This window comes from Marinococcus luteus (assembly GCF_034497705.1).
Taxonomy (GTDB): domain Bacteria; phylum Bacillota; class Bacilli; order Bacillales; family Marinococcaceae; genus Marinococcus; species Marinococcus luteus_A.
The window spans coordinates 101546-120364 of the sequence record NZ_JAXRUV010000007.1 but is presented as its reverse complement, the minus strand read 5'-3'; the positions used below and the strand labels follow the sequence as shown (position 1 = coordinate 120364).

General features: G+C 43.2%; 20 protein-coding genes. 2 read left to right on the top strand and 18 right to left on the bottom strand.

Annotated elements, in window-relative coordinates; translation table 11 throughout:
* Positions 1 to 105: 105 nt before the first annotated feature.
* From Q9M42_RS11925 to Q9M42_RS11890, 8 genes are all read right to left on the bottom strand, one after another.
* On the bottom strand, positions 106 to 1053 hold the full coding sequence (locus Q9M42_RS11925) for a hydroxymethylglutaryl-CoA lyase (protein WP_322526687.1): 948 nt from the start codon (positions 1051 to 1053) through the stop codon (positions 106 to 108).
* Positions 1054 to 2253, bottom strand: coding sequence for a CaiB/BaiF CoA transferase family protein (locus Q9M42_RS11920; protein WP_322526686.1), 1200 nt, complete (start codon positions 2251 to 2253; stop codon positions 1054 to 1056).
* 48 nt (positions 2254 to 2301) lie between these two features.
* Positions 2302 to 2928: a FadR/GntR family transcriptional regulator gene (locus tag Q9M42_RS11915; RefSeq protein WP_322526685.1), complete on the bottom strand. Its 627-nt coding sequence runs from the start codon at positions 2926 to 2928 to the stop codon at positions 2302 to 2304.
* Positions 2929 to 3066: 138 nt separating this feature from the next.
* Entirely contained in the window at positions 3067 to 3828 is a 762-nt protein-coding gene (aroD, locus tag Q9M42_RS11910; RefSeq protein ID WP_322526684.1) for a type I 3-dehydroquinate dehydratase, read from the bottom strand.
* A 152-nt stretch (positions 3829 to 3980) separates the two neighbouring features.
* Positions 3981 to 4808, bottom strand: a complete 828-nt coding sequence (locus tag Q9M42_RS11905; protein ID WP_322526683.1) for a sugar phosphate isomerase/epimerase family protein — start codon at positions 4806 to 4808, stop codon at positions 3981 to 3983.
* 42 nt (positions 4809 to 4850) lie between these two features.
* Complete coding sequence (locus tag Q9M42_RS11900) at positions 4851 to 6608, bottom strand: thiamine pyrophosphate-binding protein (RefSeq protein ID WP_322526682.1); 1758 nt, start codon at positions 6606 to 6608, stop codon at positions 4851 to 4853.
* 1 nt (position 6609) lies between these two features.
* Entirely contained in the window at positions 6610 to 7602 is a 993-nt protein-coding gene (locus Q9M42_RS11895) for a zinc-dependent alcohol dehydrogenase (RefSeq protein WP_322526681.1), read from the bottom strand.
* 26 nt (positions 7603 to 7628) lie between these two features.
* Positions 7629 to 9068, bottom strand: coding sequence for an aldehyde dehydrogenase family protein (locus Q9M42_RS11890; RefSeq protein WP_322526680.1), 1440 nt, complete (start codon positions 9066 to 9068; stop codon positions 7629 to 7631).
* Positions 9069 to 9235: 167 nt separating this feature from the next.
* On the opposite strand from Q9M42_RS11890, the gene Q9M42_RS11885 reads away from it, so the two are divergent.
* A complete protein-coding gene (locus Q9M42_RS11885) occupies positions 9236 to 10585 on the top strand; it encodes a hypothetical protein (RefSeq protein WP_322526679.1) in 1350 nt (449 codons plus the stop codon).
* 81 nt (positions 10586 to 10666) lie between these two features.
* Positions 10667 to 11209 (top strand): shikimate kinase, encoded by a 543-nt coding sequence (locus Q9M42_RS11880; protein WP_322526678.1) that lies wholly within the window; start codon positions 10667 to 10669, stop codon positions 11207 to 11209.
* 25 nt (positions 11210 to 11234) lie between these two features.
* Here Q9M42_RS11880 and Q9M42_RS11875 read toward each other — a convergent pair whose 3' ends face one another.
* From Q9M42_RS11875 to Q9M42_RS11830, 10 genes are all read right to left on the bottom strand, one after another.
* Complete coding sequence (locus Q9M42_RS11875) at positions 11235 to 12266, bottom strand: LacI family DNA-binding transcriptional regulator (protein WP_322526677.1); 1032 nt, start codon at positions 12264 to 12266, stop codon at positions 11235 to 11237.
* 112 nt (positions 12267 to 12378) lie between these two features.
* Positions 12379 to 12624: an HPr family phosphocarrier protein gene (locus Q9M42_RS11870; RefSeq protein ID WP_322526676.1), complete on the bottom strand. Its 246-nt coding sequence runs from the start codon at positions 12622 to 12624 to the stop codon at positions 12379 to 12381.
* Between the two features lie 12 nt (positions 12625 to 12636).
* Positions 12637 to 13911 carry a TRAP transporter large permease gene (locus Q9M42_RS11865; RefSeq protein ID WP_322526675.1) on the bottom strand — a complete coding sequence of 425 codons (1275 nt, stop codon included), beginning with the start codon at positions 13909 to 13911 and terminating at the stop codon, positions 12637 to 12639.
* Positions 13908 to 14510, bottom strand: coding sequence for a TRAP transporter small permease (locus Q9M42_RS11860; protein WP_322526674.1), 603 nt, complete (start codon positions 14508 to 14510; stop codon positions 13908 to 13910). Before Q9M42_RS11860 ends, Q9M42_RS11865 begins: the two co-directional genes overlap by 4 nt.
* 21 nt (positions 14511 to 14531) lie before the next feature.
* Complete coding sequence (locus Q9M42_RS11855) at positions 14532 to 15551, bottom strand: DctP family TRAP transporter solute-binding subunit (RefSeq protein WP_322526673.1); 1020 nt, start codon at positions 15549 to 15551, stop codon at positions 14532 to 14534.
* A gap of 198 nt (positions 15552 to 15749) precedes the next feature.
* Positions 15750 to 17183, bottom strand: a complete 1434-nt coding sequence (locus Q9M42_RS11850; RefSeq protein WP_322526672.1) for an IS1182 family transposase — start codon at positions 17181 to 17183, stop codon at positions 15750 to 15752.
* 125 nt (positions 17184 to 17308) lie between these two features.
* Positions 17309 to 17764: a YkvA family protein gene (locus tag Q9M42_RS11845; protein ID WP_322526671.1), complete on the bottom strand. Its 456-nt coding sequence runs from the start codon at positions 17762 to 17764 to the stop codon at positions 17309 to 17311.
* A 95-nt stretch (positions 17765 to 17859) separates the two neighbouring features.
* The gene (locus Q9M42_RS11840) at positions 17860 to 18087 is read right to left on the bottom strand and encodes a hypothetical protein (protein WP_091613997.1); all 228 of its coding nucleotides are present in this window, start codon (positions 18085 to 18087) and stop codon (positions 17860 to 17862) included.
* An 11-nt stretch (positions 18088 to 18098) separates the two neighbouring features.
* A complete protein-coding gene (locus Q9M42_RS11835) occupies positions 18099 to 18425 on the bottom strand; it encodes a gas vesicle protein (protein ID WP_322526745.1) in 327 nt (108 codons plus the stop codon).
* A gap of 78 nt (positions 18426 to 18503) precedes the next feature.
* Positions 18504 to 18809: a gas vesicle protein K gene (locus Q9M42_RS11830; RefSeq protein ID WP_091613999.1), complete on the bottom strand. Its 306-nt coding sequence runs from the start codon at positions 18807 to 18809 to the stop codon at positions 18504 to 18506.
* Positions 18810 to 18819 lie beyond the last annotated feature (10 nt).

Sequence of the window (18819 nt, the reverse complement as noted above, 5' to 3'; positions counted from 1 at the left end):
CTTCACCCTCCTTATGTATGCGACCTGACCATACGTAAAAACCCGTATCTACATCAAATGATACGGGTTTTTCCACAGACTTTTCAACTTTTATTCATTAAATTTCTAATTTACTTTGTTTTGAGATTCTACTTTATCATGCAATTGGGAATTAGGGCCAGCCTGAAGCATATAACTGCCTCCATCATGCCCTATTATATTTTTCACTTCTTTGGCAGCTTGAATAATTTTTTCAAGACTGATACCACTTTTTATGCTCATTTCTTCAAGCATATGCACTACGTCTTCTGTAGGAACATTACCAGTAGCTCCCGGCGCATAGGGGCATCCCCCCAGGCCGGCAATTGAACTGTCAAAACGGCGTATTCCCTGCTCCATGCCCGCAGCCATATTAGCTAAAGCAAGTCCCCTAGTATTGTGTAAGTGCATCGAAAATGTCATGTCGGGAAAAGCAGCCTGCAAATCCTGAAGCATATGATGTACCTGTTTAGGATTTGCCATACCGGTTGTATCTGCCAGGGAGACTTCCTGAACATTCATTTGTTGATATCTCTTGAGGATTGGATATAATTGTTTTTCAGTTACTCTTCCTTCATAGGGACAGCCAAAAGCTACTGAAATCGATCCGCCAACGTTTACATTCTCTTTTTCTGCCAGTTCCGCGATCGGTTCCAATTTTTTTTGAGCTTCTTCCACCGTAGCATTTGCATTCGATAAGCTATGGGCATCTGTCGCCGAAAGCATCAGCTTCAACTTTTTAATGCCTGCGCCGATGGCTCTTTCCGCCCCTTTTACATTCGGCACCAACGCCCTCATTTTCATCGTGGATATGTCCTGGACAGCCTGCACCACCTCTTCAGCATCTTTCAATTGAGGAATCGCTTTAGGATGCACAAAAGAAGTTACTTCCATTGAAGAAACCCCCGTATCAGCTAACTTACGGATGATTTCTATTTTTTTCTCTGTAGGAATCCATTCGTCTTCGGCTTGAAAACCATCTCGGGGAGCAACTTCGCATAACTCTATTGAATCAGGGTATCTGCTTTCTGTCATTTAAATCACTCCTTCTTCTTTTAAGCTTTGAATATCTTCTTTAGACAACCCAAGACTTTCTCCCAGAATTTCATCATTGTGCTCTCCCAGATCCGGGGCCCGATGACGAATACTGCCAGGAGTTTTCGAGAACTTTGGTACTACCCCTGGAATTTTCACACTGCCCAGGCGCGGATGTTCAATCTCCACAATATTTTCCCGCGCTTGGTAATGGGGGTCGTTGAAAATGTCTTCTATTGTATAGATAGGACTGACTGGCACACCGTATTCATCCAACTTATCCATTAATTCTTTTTGTGTATGAATTTTTATCCAGCCTGAAACAATTTTTTGTACTTCATCGTCATGCTCAAGGCGCACTGCATTAGTATAATAACGATCATCCTCAAGCATATCTTTTCTGCCCATCGCTTCTGCAAGCCGGTCAAACGTAGAATCTGTGCTGCATACCAATACAATAAATTTATCATCTTTAGTACCGTACGTTCCTGCCGGACTGGAGTGTCCTGATAGTCCCGGGCTGCGCTCGCGCACTTTATTATTCTGATCGTACTCAGCTACCAGAAATTCCAACATACGGAACATAGACTCATATAAGCCCATATCAATTGACTGTCCTTCACCGTCTTCATTGACATCACGATGATAGAGAGCACTTACGGTTGCTAAAGCAATATATATCCCAGTAATGTAATCAAGCAGGGAATATGCCGGGCTTACCGGCGGGCGGTCCGGAAAACCGGAAATTCCTGTGTGACCGCTAAAGGCCGTTCCCGGTGTCCCAAAACCAGCTTTTGAGCTGTAAGGTCCGGTCTGTCCATAGCCTGAGACACGCGATAAAATAATATCTGGGTTATGCTTTTTCATCTCTTCGTAGCCGATCCCCCATTTTTCCAGAGTTCCTGGACGAAAGTTTTCGATAACTACGTCAGATTTTGCAATTAATTTTTTTAGAACCTCTTTACCTTTTTCTGTACGAATATCAAGAGTTAACGATTTTTTATTTCTTGCAAGGCCAGGCCAGCGCAAAGGCTCTTCATCTTTCCACGGGCCGACAGTCCTCAACGTGTCCCCTTTCCCTGGTATCTCTACCTTCGTCACTTCTGCACCAAAGTCAGCTAACAGCGTGGCACCAAAAGGAGCAGCAATCATTGTTGATAAGTCTAAGATTTTAATTTCTTTTAATGGTCCAATATTCATCTTTAACCCCTCCATTAGATCGATCTAATAAATTTTAAAAAATATAATTTAATTTTCCCAAATATTTGTTTTTAGGTACTGCAAATGATTCCGCATTGCTTTTTCAGCTTTTTTTCCTCTTCTATTTTTTATGTGTTGGAATATTTCTTCGTGTTCTCGTTGAGCTTGTTTATATCTTTCTTTATCTTCCAGCATTTTACTACGCATCTTATAAATCATTTCTAAATTTGATTTCATCATTGTTACAAAAACAAAATTTCCAGAGGCTTCAGCTATCGAAAGATGAAAACTTTTATCTACATCAGTTCCTATTTGAATTGATTTCATGTTTTTCTCTATTTCTTCAAGCTGCTCCAATGTCGCTCTTTCACTAGCTAACCGGGCAATATTGGGTTCCAGTGTTTCTCTTGCTTCAATAAAATGCAGAATCGCTGTTTGTTCCATCGCTTTCAAAGGATCATAATTGAAGTCCTGCTGCTGGTAAACGCTTTGTAAATATCGGCCCCCTCCTATTCGGGAGACGATAATTCCTTTTGACTCAAGAACCCGGAAAGCTTCTCTCAGAGACGTTCTGCTACAGCGCAGCCTTTCGGCAAGCGCCCTTTCAGCCGGAAGTTTGTCGCCTGGGAGCATAGTTCCTTCTTCTATCAGCCGCAACAGTTCTTCTTCAATCAACTCATACTTTCTTTTTATAGTTTGATTTTCGATTCTAATTCATACTCCCTCGAAAAAATAATATTGGGCTAACCAATTTATTTAATTGTAAACGCTATCTTTTTATTAGTCAATAAAAACCGGCTTTCGCCGGTTCATTTATTTATTAGACTTTAAAGGAGCTTCCATACTTTTAATCAATTCAATTGGCACCTGACCTGGAGCTGAACTTCCCTTCCCAATGCCGAAAGTAAACAAAGAGCCTGTTTTCCACCCAGCGAGTCTAGTTATTGCTCCGTCAGAGCCCATAGCCATAGTAACCACCGGAATAGCAAGTTCATCATTTGTTTTCTCTGTCACCTGCAAAACAGCCAAAACGTCAGTCATATTATTGGGCATCACTGCCAGCTTAGCTATGTCTGCTTTGTTATTACCCGCTTTATGAAGCTTAGCCAGCATTTCCTCTTCGCTAGGCGTTTGATGAAAGTTGTGAAAAGACAAAATTAATTTTATATTATTTTTATCCGCATTTTTTCGGACCTCTTCAATATGCTCTTTATTATTTTCTAATTCATAATCTATAAAATCTATGTGGCGGGTAGCACAGACTCTTTTTATCAACTCAATTTTATCATTTTCATTTAATTCGATCTTTTGTCCACCCTCGTGTATAGAACGAATCGTGAACAGCAAAGGAATATCTCCAATTTCTTTTCTTACCTGTTCAAGGGCATCTAATACTTTTTCAAAGTTACCAATATCTTCAAAAAAATCTGCCCGCCATTCAATCAGGTCCGGTTCTTTTTGAATAATTTGCTTTATTTCGTCAAGCAGCTCGTTTTCACTTATTCCTATAAGCGGAACACATACACACGGACGTTCGTTTGTTAACAACGTATTTCTCACTTTTAATTCCTTCAACATAGAAACCCCCTTCTTCTATTGTCCATTGTAGCCGATTGTAATTTTCATTACTATCAATGTTCCCACAATTTAAACAAGCCGGAGTGTCTGCTAGCTGCACTCCGGCTGAATTATTAATTCGGGAATCACTCTTTACCATTCCCTGCATATTAGCTTTCGCCGCTAAAAACAGTATTTTTGACGTATTGTTTAGCAGTTTGCAAGCATTTTTTTGCGTGTTTTTCATACCCCAATTCTTTTGCCCGTCGGATATGAGGAATTTCCAGAGAATACGGTACATTTGGCGTATTCCGGAGCAGCCCGGAAATATCTGCGGCACCTTCACCAACATACGGTCTTTCTTCCCGGAGAATCCTTGTCATTTCCTCTTGAGAAGAAGGCTCGACTCCCGGAGCATCACATAAATGCATGTAATGAAACCACTCTCCTGGCAACTCGCTTAATTCTTCCGCTTTATCTCCTGCTCTATAAAAATGATGGGCATCAATCATCAGACCCGTATTTTTTTTATCAGCTTTTTTTAATATCTCTACCGTTTCTGAAAGGTTCGTTATGCTGGCTATCGGAACATATTCCAAATCCACAGTTAAATTGTACTGATTTGCGAGATCACATATCTTTGAAAACTGCTCTAGAGCAAAGTCTTCGTCATCCACCCATATACTACTTAATACATGCTTACCGCCAAGTTCAGCTGCGACTTCAAAGGCGGGTTCATAATTTTTATAATCAATGCCTTTATCCACTTTCGCCAATTCGATATCCAAAAGTTCGAGGCCTGTTTCCTGTAAAGCTTTTTTAGTCTTTTTGTACATTTCCCGATTGTTGGCTAAATCGTAGTTTTTCTCATCGGGCAGCCCCATATAAATAGGACGCATGCTAACATAATCAAAACCGGCCTTTGCAGCTAAATATGTCAGCTCCGGTGGGCTATATTCTAAAGCTGTTAAATGTGCTAAAGAGAACTTCGGCTCCATTTTATGCCTCCTACATTAAATTAGATCGATCTAATTTATAGTTCAAACACCCTCATGGTGAACTTTTTTTCCGGGCGAATAAATATCCATTATATTCCAGTGTCCATCTGTCGGTACTGGTTCATTAATCATAGCAACATCAATGACTACAGGCTTTTCACTGGCCAACGCTTCCTCCAGAGCCGGTTTGAACTCTTCCGCTTTTTCAATTTTAATTCCTTCTACCCCGTATCCCCGGGCTATTGCTGCATAATCAGGAGTGTAACTTTCCCCGTCACGCTCGAAAACGGTTCCATAGGTAGTGCCAAAATGTGCCTTTTCCAATCCTGCTATCGTTCCGTATGAAGAATTGTTCATTACTACCCATACCACCGGAATATTCTCTTCCACTGCTGTAGCCATAAGTGCAGGGTTTTGACCAAAACCTCCGTCTCCTACGAGAGAGATAACTTTTTTGTCCGGAGCTGCCACCTTCGCTCCTAACGCAGCTGGCGCACCGAAGCCCATCGTGGCATAACCTCCTGGGGTTAATACCGACCCGGCTTTGTAGATTGGGAACTGCTGACCCATACCGTTCTTGTTCCATCCTACATCTGTGGTAATAAAACCATCTTTAGGTACCACGTTTCTCACTTCAGCTAAAATCCGCTGAGGGACCATTGGAAAACTATCATCCTCTACGAGTTTTTGATTAGCTTCGTTAAATGAACGTTTATACTCTTTAATCTCTTTTTTCAATTCGGTGTTTTCTTTACCTTCCGGCAGCTCTTCCTTCGCTGCTTTAATTAATGTCTGCAATGCTTGTTTGAGATCAGCTACTGCACCAATTTCCACCGGATAGTTGCGCCCAATTTCTGAAGAATCAATGTCGATGTGTATCAACTTTGTTGGAGGAAACTGGAACGTGTACTCTTTTTCCCAGGAACTGCTGTCAGCTTCAGCAAACCTCGTGCCAAGAGCCATGATCCAATCTGCATTTCTGGTTTTATCATTAATAAATTGTGTTCCCCAGAAGCCGGTCATGCCAAGTGTTAAATCGTCATCGTCTGACATAGCGCCTTTACCCATCAAAGAATGGGAAACTGGCAGGCCTAAATGATTAGCAAACTCCCGAAGTTCATCTGAGGCATCGGCGAGCATGATGCCGCCGCCAACGTGGAGCAACGGCTGTTCTGCCTGGGTTAGTTTCTGCACAATTTCTCTTGCTGTATTTTCATCCAAAGAAGGCTTCTGAAGTTTTTTCGTATGGCGCTTTTGCTGTTCAAATAAAGACTCGTCAATTTCTTTAGAAAACATATCCATCGGTACAGATACTAAAACCGGACCGGGATTGCCGCTTTCTGCCAACTGAAAAGCTTTCTCTAGAATTTCCGGGAACAAGTCCTCACGATCCACTCTCCAGGCTCTTTTAACAAATGGACGGTAAACTTCATATTGAGAAGCATCGGCATGCATATTCATTTCCTGGTGCGGATGCTTTCCATAATAATGAGAAGGTACATCTCCTGCAATAACAACCATTGGAATCGAATCCAGAGCAGCATTTGCTACTCCGGTAGAGGCGTTGGTAAGTCCTGGCCCTACATGGCTTAATAAAACAGAAGTCTCGTTCTTCGCACGGGCATAGCCGTCTGCCATATGAGCAGCAATTTGTTCATGACGAACATTCACGAATTTCACCGATGTTTTCTCGAGTTCAGCCAGTACTGCGATATTTGTATGTCCGCATAAGCCAAATACGTGTTCAACTCCGCGGGTTTCCAGATAATTAGCTAACAGATTAGAAACTAATTTTTTCATTTTATTTTTCCTCCCCGAATTGAAGAATTATTTTCCCTTGTTTTCCTGAAAGAGCTTCGTCATAAGCCTGCTGATAATCATGAAAAGGAAATATTTTGGAAATCACCGGTTCTACGTTCAAGGCTGAGACTTTGAGATATTCCATCGTTTGCGTAAAATCCCCAGGCACATTATAAATAATGGAACCGTACAGGGTTATTTCTTTGCGCACAAGTGTTGTAACGGACAGTTGCGCTTCAGGAGTCATGCCTACGCAAACGATTTCACCCCCAGGCTTAACAATATCTATACTTTGTTCAAACGACGATTTTGCCCCTGCCGCTTCGATAACAATATCGAAATAATTATTTTTAACCTCTTCGGGATAGTTTACTTTAACCGCTTCATAATTATTCTTCACTTTGCGAAGCTTGTCTTCATTAATATCAACAGCGCTTACATTTCCTCCCAGATAATCGGCTAAAGCAAGTGCGAGCATTCCTTCTGTTCCACAGCCTATGACAGCTACCTTTTTCTTTTCGTTTATTGTCACTTTTTTTAAAGCATGAACAATTACTGCTAGAGGTTCAATCAGTATAGCCCGTTTATCAGTAATGCCGTGGTCTACAGACATTACATATTTACTGTCAATGACTACTTCCTCCGCAAATCCACCGTCCGCATTGATCCCAAGAGATTTTTTATATGGGCATATATTGGTTTTCCCCTGCAGACAATATTCACATTCGCCGCAATACGTATTAGGCTGCACGATTACACGTTCTCCTGCGGAGTAGGGACTTTTCGTGCCTGTCTCTTTAATAATTCCTAAAATTTCATGGCCTGGGCGAACCGGATAATCAGCGTGCGGCAGTTTACCGTTATACACACTAAGATCCGAACCACAGATGCCTCCGTAAATAATTTTCAGGCGCACATCATTTTCATGTAAAATCTCTTGATCCTTTTCTACTATTTTTAACCGGGAAGGACTTTCCAATGTTAAACCATTCATACTTGCACCTCCACTCCATATCTTCTTTATTCATTGGCGGGCAGACGCAGGACCACCATCTTCATTTCAGTCATTTCTTCTATGGCAAACCTTGGACCTTCCCTTCCAATGCCGCTGTTTTTCACGCCACCGTATGGCCAGTGATCCAGTCGGAAATTCGAGGTCCCATTGATAATTACGCCTCCAGCTTCAATTTGATGGGCAACCTTATAAGCAAGATCGATATTTTTAGTAAACACCCCTGTTTGAAGACCAAACTCAGAGTCGTTGGCCCATGTAATTGCTTCATCGATATCATCATAAGGAATAACGCTTATAAGCGGTCCGAAAACTTCTTCACATACCACTTTATCTTCATGCTTAGGATTCACCAGCACAGTTGGAGTAATCGTAGCTCCGTACTGCACTCCCCCCGTTAAAAGTTCTGCCCCTCCATCTACAGCTTCATCTATCCAGGATTTCACCCGGTTTGCAGCATTTTCATCTACTAAGGAGCCTATGTCAGTAGCAGCGTCTAACGGATCTCCTAATTGAAGCTGTTCAACATTCGTTTTCAACGATTCTGAAAATTCATTCATCGCCGAACGGTGCACATAAATCCGCTGGACTGAAATACAGCTTTGACCAGAGTTACTATTACCGGTTTTAGCACTCATTTTTGCAGCTTCCTGGATATCAGCGTCATGATGGACAATCGTAGCCGCATTGCCTCCAAGTTCAAGCAGAACCTTTTTCATTCCCGCTGTATCGCAAATATTTTTACTCGCTTTAGTCCCTCCTGTGAAGGAAATAACATTTACCCGATCATCCTGCACAATTTTCTGCCCAATTTCGACACCGCCTAAAAGCATATGAACCGCGTTTTCCGGGAGTCCTGCCCGGAGCATCAAATCTAACAACGCTGTAGCAATCAACGCTGTCTGGGGAGCGGGCTTTAAAATAGTGACGTTTCCCCCGGCGAACGCTGGGCCAATTTTATGGCAAACGAGGTTGAGCGGAGCGTTAAATGGCGTAATAGCGGCGATGACCCCTACCGGCACACGGTACGTAGATGCCATGGCCGTCGTTCCACGTTCTGATGCATCCCCTGGTATAGTTTCCCCGTGCATCCGTTTCGCTTCTTCTCCTGACAGTTCCAGCGTCTCAATCGAACGAGAAACTTCATCTCTAGTATTTTTAAGAGGCTTGCCCAGTTCTTCAGCAATTAGTTTGGCGAACGTTTCCTTCTCATCTTCAAGCAGTAGTGCGGCTGCTTTTAAAATTTTCGCCCGCTTACCAGAAGGAATAGATCCAATTGCTTTTTTGTCTTTATAAGCTGCCTGTAGAGCTTTTTCAACATCTTCGAGACTTGCGGTATATTGGCTTCCAATACTTTTTCCATTGTAAGGGTTATAAATCGGTTCTTTTGTAGTTTCGTCCTTCAACCAACGGTTCTCAACAAAAGGCTGAGCTAATAGTTCCTGCATTTCTTTCACCTCGTTTTATTAGATCGATCTAATAAACATTTATTTAAAAACAGCTTTCGCTGTTAGTATAGATCGATCTAAAATTATAATTTGTAAACGTTATCATTATGATACGATAGATATATTAAAACATCAACCATTTTTTAAGCTTAAAAGGGGATCTACTCATGCGCCTTGTCACTTATACACTATTAGTGATTCTTTACATTGCCTTTCAATTTGTTGATATATCGGGCGAAGTTATTATTTTAGGCGTTCTTGCCAATATTGTTATTTTGCTTTCGTTTTTCTATGCCCGAGGTTTATTTTTTTATTCCGGACTCATTTTCTACACTATTGGAACACTGTTGTTTATATTAAATGACCTCTCCTTAAATGCTTATTTTTCCTCATTTACGACGATGATGAGTATTCTCGCATTTTTTTACATGCTCCCTTTCCTGAATTCCTTAATACAGGTGGGCAAATACGATAGAAATCTCCGAAAATTTATTGAGCAGAGCGTTAAAAACATAAAGCAGTTATATAAGCGGAGTTTCTTTGTGTGCCATGTGCTTGGATTATTTTTAAACATAGCTACTTTTTCTGTTTTGATGCGTACACTTGATGGCACTTTTAAAAATACCTCGAAACGTGTAAAAAGCAAGTTCTATACCCAAAACTTACTGCGAGCTTACGCCTTGTGCCTTGCATGGAGCCCGCTGGAAATTATGGTGATTACAGCTTTAAACATAACTGGCCAGGAATATATTCATGTATTTCCAGCCATTGCTTCCATTGTAATGGTCGTAATCGTATTTGATATTGCTGCTTCATCTCTTAAATTTCCTTCTGTTACTTTTCCTCAGAGCCAGGAAAGTTCATCCTCCGCTTCTCTCATTCGGCGAAAGATTTTTAGTTTAATACTTTTACTGGCTCTGTTGGTTTCCTGTGTAAGTATTACAAGCGGGTGGACTGGTTATGATTACTTGTTTACTTTAGTTTTATTCATTGCTCCTATATCTTTTTTTTGGTCAATAATTATTCGAAGGCTGCGAAGATATACCATTTTTGCCGTAAAACAATGGCAGAACCGCACCAGAGGCATGTCCAATTTCTTTTTTATGTTTTTAAGTGCCGGTTTATTTGTTCAGATGCTTGCAGAAACCCCTGTTTTTGATACGTTGCAGCACGCCTTTACCGCTCTGCATGACCAGGTATTTTATTTCTATTTGGCGATAGGCCTTTATTTCATCGTTTCAAGTTTTGTAGGCTTTCACCCGCTAGTTTCGGTAATTCTCCTCTCAGAAATTATCGCTCCATCTCTGCCGGATTTAAGCCCTGTCCCTTTAGCTTTAGTATTAATAGTAACCAGTTTAAGTCCGGTTATGTACAGTCCCTTTAACATTTCGGTGTCACTAGTAGGAAATTATTTAAATGTTAACCCTTACCGATTAGGCCTTTGGAACCTGCCGTTTGCTTCGGGCTATATTCTTTTTACTGTCGTCATTGCTTACTGCTTACAGTTGTTTATATGATATAGTTGTAAGTGACAGCAAACATGTATTATAATCGCGGTACATTTTAAAACGAATTCAATACGAAAGAGTGCAGATATTATGACAGAGCGATCTTTACGAGAAAAAAGCATAGTGTTTATCGGCTTTATGGGAGTGGGGAAAACTACTGTCGGAAGATTAGTAGCTAAGAAGCTTTACAGAAGCTTTGTTGATATCGACGAAGAGATAGAAAAGGAATATGGCATGCCTGTTCCTGAAGTATTTAAATTAATCGGAGAACCCGCTTTTCGGGAGAAGGAAAAAGAGTTGGTCCGCAAGTATTCCACGCAAAGCTTAAAGGTGATTTCTTTAGGTGGTGGTGCTTTTATGCAGGAAGAAATTCGCAACCTCTGCCTGAACAACTGCACTGTTTTTTATTTAGATATGTCCTGGGACTCTTGGAAAGAAAGGCTGCACCTCATAATGGGCAACCGACCGGTCCTGCAGGGAAAGAGCATCGAAGAAATAGAAGAATTATTTTATAAGCGGCAGGGTACTTATGCCGATCATAATTCTAAAATCACCATCGACCAGCTACCGGCGGAAGATGTAGCTGATTATTTAACAGATTCATTAAAAATGGCCTGGGATATGTACGATTAAACGACTTCTCCATGAGAAGCCGTTTTTATTTTGTGAGTGGAAATGTTGATTTTCTCACGATTAACTCTGGTTCAAGAATGATCCTTTTTCTGTCTCTTTCATCGTTTTCAAGCTGCTCTTTCAATAAGGCAGCAGCCCGGGCTCCTATTTCTTTTGGGTAGGAGGAAACTGTAGTTAAAGCAGGATAGGAAAGAGCCTCCGCCTCCGGGACGTCATCAAAACCTACTACTGCCACGTCTTCCCCTGGAATTTTCCCCTGGTTTCTAAGTTCTTCAAGCACGCCAAAAGCTACTGTGTCGTTAAAGCAAAAAACCGCAGTAGGCTGCTTACCTTTATTGAATATGCTTTTAATTGCTTTCACACCGCCGTGTCGATCTGTTGTTCCTGCTTCGATTAGAGAGGTATCAAGTTCTTTACCCCATTCTTTATAGGCTTTCATGTATCCATTTTCTCTATCCTTCCAGGCCAGGGACTCTGCCCCTCCCCCTACAAAAGCAATGTTTCTATGACCTTCCTCGAGCAAATGCTTTGTAGCCAGGTAAGCCCCACGCTCATAATCTACTCCTACGTAATCACTTTCTAAGCCATCAATTTCCCGAACCGCTAAAACTAACGGAAGCTGCCATTTATTCAGAGAATCGATGTCAGTCATGGACGTATCTGAAACCGGACATAATATAACCCCTCCTACACGATTCTCCATCATCGTAGAAAGAAGCTTCCGCTGTTTTTCTTCAGAATCAAATGTTGTTCCAAGCAGAATTGTATAACCTTCTTTTTCAAGCGTTTCATGCACTCCTACTAAAAGCTCTGAATAAAACGGGTTTGAAATATCAGTAATGATTAAGCCTACAGTAGTTGATCGCTGCTCTCTTAAATTTGCTGCTACCCGGTCGTAAACATATCCTAATTCTTCCATGGATTGAAGAACCTTTTCTCTCGTTGGTTTGGATATACTCGGACTGTTCCGGACAATCAACGAAGCCGTAGCCCGCGATACCCCCGCGTGCTCTGCTACCTGCTTTAATGTGACTCGTTTTTTATTCAATACCTTCACCCTTCTACATCCATCATTAACAATCTAACTATTATAATGAAGCAGGTGCTGAATACCTGTCAATTCAGCACCTGCTTCATTATTAAAGAAGGCAGGAAAACCTGCCTTCCTTTCACGATAAATACTCTTCTACGGCGTCCAGGGCTTTTTCTTTATCTTCACCTTCTGCTAAAAGATAAACTCTTTCCCCGTTTTCTAAACGAGTTGACACAAGTCCTAAAAAGCTTTTCAAATTAATTTCCTGCACGTTGCCTTCTGAGGCCTTTCTTAAATAAACCTCCGCTTTAAACGGCTGCAGCAAATTGCTTAATTCACTGATAGTCTGTTTGCTGTCAATGTTTACAATAACTTCTCTCATTATTTTGCTCCTTTACTCTCCGAGGAATACGGTGGTCAGCTGTGGAATAAAGATAATAATCATCAACGTTGCCAGCATGGCTACGAAAAACGGTAAGACCGCTTTGGATAATGACTGCATTGAAAGACCTGATATTCCTGAGCCTACAAATAAATTCACTCCTAAAGGTGGTGTAATAAAGCCAATCGCCAGATTGACGACCATAATAATCCCGAAATGCACCGGATCGTACCCAATTTCTGTCGCGATAGGAAGCAATAGCGGGGTTAGTATAATGATGGCGGCAAGAGTATCCATGAAACAGCCAATGATTAATAAAATCAGTGTGATAAGTAAAATAATAACTATAGTGTTATTAGATATACCCAGTAAGAAGTCAGCGATCTGACCTGGTATTTGTGCGATAGTCATCAATTGGCCAAAAGCAGTAGCTGCTCCTACAATGATCAACACTGTAGCTGTAGTCAGGGCTGCATCAGCCATTACTTTAGGCATGTCTTTGATTTTCAATTCTTTGTATAAGAACATTCCTGCAATAATACCATAAATGGCAGCTACCGCTGCAGCTTCTGTGGGAGTGAAAATACCACCGTATATTCCTCCGAGTATAATGATCGGAATTAAAAGAGCCCACTTGGCCTCCCAAACTGATCTGCCAAACTCTTTTATGTCAAAGGGAACACCATTTCCCACATACCCTTGTTTTTTGGAATAGTAAAAGGCATAGACCATTAAACCGGCTGCTACTACAATACCTGGGATAATACCCCCTATGAACAAGTCTCCTACCGAAGCTCCGCCAGTAACACCGTACATTACCATTGGGATACTTGGAGGGATGATTACCCCTAAAGAACCAGCTGCAGCTACTAATGCAGTAGCAAATTTTTTATCATATCCCATCCGTACCATCGAGGGGATCATGATTCCTCCAATAGCCGCGACAGTGGCGGGGCCCGAACCGGAAATAGCCGCAAAAAACATGCAGGTGATAATTGTGGCCATGGCAAAGCCGCCGGTTTTATTACCAACAAGCGTTTCGGCTACATGAAACAGCCGCGCAGACACACCGCCTTTACTCATAACCTCTCCCGCCAGGATAAAAAACGGAACTGCCATTATGGCAAAGGAATCCACAGAAGTTATTAGTGATTGAGCAAGAAATTCTGGAGGCAGCACCTGCGTGCTTATTAGCACAATCAATGAAGCAATGGCCAATGCTATTCCGATCGGTACGCTTAACGCCAGTAGGACTGCAAAACTTCCAAAAAGTACTGTAGCTGTCATACTCCCTCTCCTTTCTTTTTATACTGACCTGATACAGATCGTTGATCTGGCATCGCCTCTTCCTCTTCTATACCATAATTATCCGTCATACGGTCACTTATGATTTCTCTTTCGTCCACATTGTGTCCCTTGAGATACTTTATTTGTTTGATAAGCTGCTGCGTAATGCGAATCGCCGTAAGCAGCATTCCTACAGGAGCAGCCAGGTATACCGCTCCCATTGGAGCACCCAGTGACGGCGAGAGCTGTCCCCATCCAAATATTTGAAGGGATATGCCTAAGCCATATATTGCAATACTTATCGCAAAAAGCAAAAAGATGATGTTTGATACCATGTTGAGTACAACTTTTCCTTTTTCCTTTAACAACAGCAATACAACATCTACTTTAATATGACGCTGTTTCTTTACTCCATAGCTTACTCCTACAAAAACCAGCCATATGAAGCAATACCTCGCCAGTTCCTCTGACCAGCCAAGCGAACTGCCCAGGATAAACCTCATGAAAATTTGGACACCAATTATCCCAAGCATTACTGTACTTAGAACTATTAGTAGAACTTCTTCGATATGGCGGTCAAGCCATTTTACTATCTTCATCCTGCTTCACCTCCTGCTCTATTAATTTTCAGCTTCTTCAGCCCGATCTCTAATACGGTCCAATTCTTCACTTCCGTGCTCTTCCGTAAAAGTGTCATATACCGGCTGGGCTGCTTCTTCAAAGTTTTCTTTTTCACTATCTGAAAGCTCTGTCACTGTAACTCCCTGTTCTTTTAGAAAATCAATTCCTTCTTCACTTTCTTCTTCATTCAAATCTCTTTGATATTCTTTTGCTTCATCCGCTGCATTTTCTACAATTGTTTTTTCTTCATCAGATAATGAATCCCAAAAAGGTTTACTAAGTGCGAATAAGCTAGCGTTGTAAACATGATCAGTTTCTGTTAAATAAGGCTGTACTTCATAAAAGTTATCATTCACTACGTTACCGACTGGGTTTTCCTGGCCATCCACCGTCCCTTGCTCTAGTCCTACGTAAAGCTCTGTATAACTCATCGGTGTAGGATTGGCTCCAAGTTCTTCCCACAGCTGCATATGCAGATCATTTTCCAATGTCCGAATATCAAGCCCTTCCACATCTTCCAAAGAATCGATTTCGCGTTGACTGTTTGTTAATTGCCTGAAACCATTTTCCCAATAGTTAAGCCCAACGAGATTCTGCTCCGGTAACTCTTCCAATAGGTCCTCCCCGATAGAACTATCCAGCGTTTCATGAGCTGTTTCACGATCCTCGAATAAATAAGGAAGATCGAAAAGATTAAAAACTGGCGCAAACTGTGCTACTGGTCCAGTAGAAACGGTGGTCCCCTGAATTGTATTAAGCTGCATGCCCTCCAATACCTGCCGGTCGCCCCCAAGCACTCCACTCGGGTAAACTTCAACATCTATTTCGCCATTAGTTTCTTCTTCCACGATTTCTTGGAACTCGTATAACCCCTGCGTTAATGATCTGTCTTCTGAAGTTGCTACGGCCAGTCTCATTTTTTTCGGCTCATCACTTTGATTTCCAGAAACTTCTGGAGAACAGCCGGAAATTAAAAATGCTCCAGCGGCCACAGTTAAACCTAAACCTGTTTTCTTCACATTTACGCCTCCCCAAATTAGTAAGCGCATACATTATCGCCTTTTTATTAGATCGATCTACTTATTAGATCGATCTAACTGATTAACAACAGTCTACAGGAAGCGCTTTCAAATTTCAATGCAAAATTTTATTAATTTTTTCATATCTTTTGTAGCAATTAGAAAGATAAAAAACACCAACATCCTTAAATGTTGGTGTCAGATTGTAGACAAAGGCCTCCGAAATTCATTTTCGGAGGCCTTTGTCTGTGCCATTGAGGGAAAAAGAAGCATCCAACGGCCGGCGCACGTCTGTCGCCACCGCCAGGTGGCGAGTTTTTTGAGGTTCATCACCGCATAAACAAGCATCGCCTGCGCGGTGTTTCGTGCCCCTCCGGCGAGGAGCGTCCAGCGCAAGCCATGCTTTTGTTTGAGATCCGCAAAAATCCGTTCGATGGTTTCTTTTCGTTCCGCATAGGTCCTCCGGTTCCACGGGGTGTGCCGAAGGTGTTCGGCTTCGTCCAGATCGTCCTGCCAGACGTGGCGGAGGATCACCTTCCGGTGATCCCGGCTTTGGGTACAGGTCTCGAGCAGCGGGCAGGACTGACAAAGGACGGGATCCGAGACATACTCCTGATAACCGTCCCGATTCGTGGTGCGGTAGCGCAGGGCCTGATGCTCGGGACAGAGATACGCGTCCAGGTAGGCATCATACACAAAGTCCTGTTTGCGCAAGCGTCCCGGCGGGCCCTTGGGACGGGTATAAGGCATAACCGGGCGAATGGCCTGCTCGCGAAGCAGATGAGCAATGGCCGGGGTTTTATAGCCGGCATCCACCGCGACGGCGTACGGACGGCCCGCCCGGGCCATCACCTGCGCCAACAGCTCATGAAAGATCCGGCTGTCATGAACATTGGCTCCGGTCACGATCGCTCCGAGGACAAACCCGTGCCGGTCGCAGGCGGTATGCCAGCTGTAGGCAAACATTTTCTCCCGTTCATCTTTGACGTAATAGCCGCTGTCAGGATCCGTCGTGCTTTGTTTGACCTCCCGTCCGCCCGGTTCGCGGCGGGCGGGAGGCAGGGGCTTTTTTCCGTGGACCTCGCGGTCCCGGTGAATTTCGGCGTCCAGTTGATCCTGGTAGGCCCGGGCTTCGGCTGCCAACTGAACCCGATCAAATTTTTTCTTGTTGGCGTTCGCTTTCACGTGGGTAGCATCGATGTAAAAGACGGACGGATCCACAAAGCCGGCGGCCACGGCTTCTCCCAGCACCCGTTCAAATATCGCTTCGAACAACCCGCTGTCCCGAAACCGGCGGGTGTAGTTCTTGCCGAAGGTGGAGAAATGCGGCACGGGCTCCAGGAGGTCCAACCCGAGGAACCATCGGTAGGCCACATTCGTTTCGATCTCCCGAACGGTCTGACGCATGGAGCGAATGCCGAACAAATACTGGAGCAGCACCATTTTCACCAGCCGGACCGGGTCAATACTCGGCCGGCCGATGGGGGCATAGAGGGACGCAACTTCGTCGTAAATAAAGGAAAAATCCAGCGCGGCCTCGATCTGGCGGACCAGGTGGTCCGCAGGCACTAACTGATCCAACTGAATGGTGGCTTCCCGGTAACGAGCTTCTTCCGTATCCCGCCTCATCATGCGCCATAACCCCTTTCCAGGCTATTTCTTTTTATCATAGCACAAAAAAACTGCCGACACGCTCTAAAATGAGAGCCATTGTCGACAGTCTGACACCAACATCCTTAAATGTTGGTGTTCTGATACTATTCATCTGCATCAATCGTATTGTCACGCTGCAGCTTCCACTCTTTAAAGTCATCGAGGTCTTTTTGGACCTGCTTGAACACAAACGAAATGACCGCTGCGTCATCAATCAGGCCGCCCGGGAGAAAGTCCGGAATCAAGTCGATGGGAGAAACGAAATAGATCAGTCCTGCAATGATGGCTACAATCGATTTGTAGGGCGCATGCTGGTACTCTTTTTTCCACCAGGCACGAAGCATTTCAAGCATCAGCTGCAGCTCCTGCCATACATTTTTCAGCGGACTCTGGTTTTCATCCGCTTTTTCTCTAGCCTGTCTCATTAGTTTTTCCGTTTCTTTTGGGTCTTTCGCATATTTTTTCGCCCGCGGATTCAGGCGTTTTAATCGGCCCTTCAACGTTGATTCGTCAATGTTTTTCTTCTTTAAAAAGCTCCGCCGCTTTTTATCTTTTGCCATGTGCCCAGCTCCTTTATTAATTAATACAGCTATGTACCGCTTCTCCGGAGAAAACCAGGCAACCCCGGAAAAGCTCTCATGCAGGACAGGTCCTGTTATTCCAGACGATCCCTGTCCCGCTGCTTGATTTCTTTTCGGTATTCTTCCATTTCTTCCTTCGACGGGAGTGTTCTTGCTTTCATGTTATATTCCATCCGAAGCTTCGGTGCGTTTTCGCCTTTTCCAAACGTGCGCTCTTCTGTACGCTGAACCTGCGACTTATCCTGATTCTGCAGATCCCGTACCAGTTGCCCGATATCTTTAGACAGGTCACGGAAAATCACGGTCGTTCACCTCACTTTTCGGCTTTATTTTTATTTTGTGCTGTCTCCTGCTGCTCTTCGCTTTCGGTCTGCTGCTTATCTTCCAGCTGTTCCACCCGTTCAAGCAGTCGCTGATTTTCCTCTTCAAGTCTTTTCGCATTAGAGGAATAATGTGGGTCTGTTTCCCACCAGTCGATGCCCATTTCTTTTGCTTTATCTACCGAGGCAACGACCAGACGGATTTTAATAGTCAGCAGCTCTACGTCTGCAATGTTGACTTTAATATCCCCGGCAATAACGACACCTTTATCCAGTACTGTTTCCAGAATGTCAACAAGACCACCGGACGGTCTCTCCATGTGATCGGGTGCTGAGTGTTGTTGTACAGGTTTTTCAGCCATAACATATTCCCTTCTTTCAAACCTATTTTAAAGCTCTTAGAGTAAGTTCCCTAAAGGTCCAAGATCAATATTCAAATCTTCTGTCGTCAGGCCAAAGATTTCCTTCATTTCTTCCATCTTGTCTTCCAGCTGCATGAGCGCTACACCAAGCTGCTCGACTTGTTCCTCTGTTAAATCGCCGCCTTCAACTCTACGCATCGCCTGGCGTTCCACCAGCTCACGCAGCAGTTCCACCACCGTCATCACCAGCTGTGTTAGCCCTTCTTCTGCTTTGTCGGGATCGAGTGATATGCGTCCGGTTGGCTGCTGGGCTTGTGTTACTTGCGGATTATTATTTTCCATCTGTGTTCGG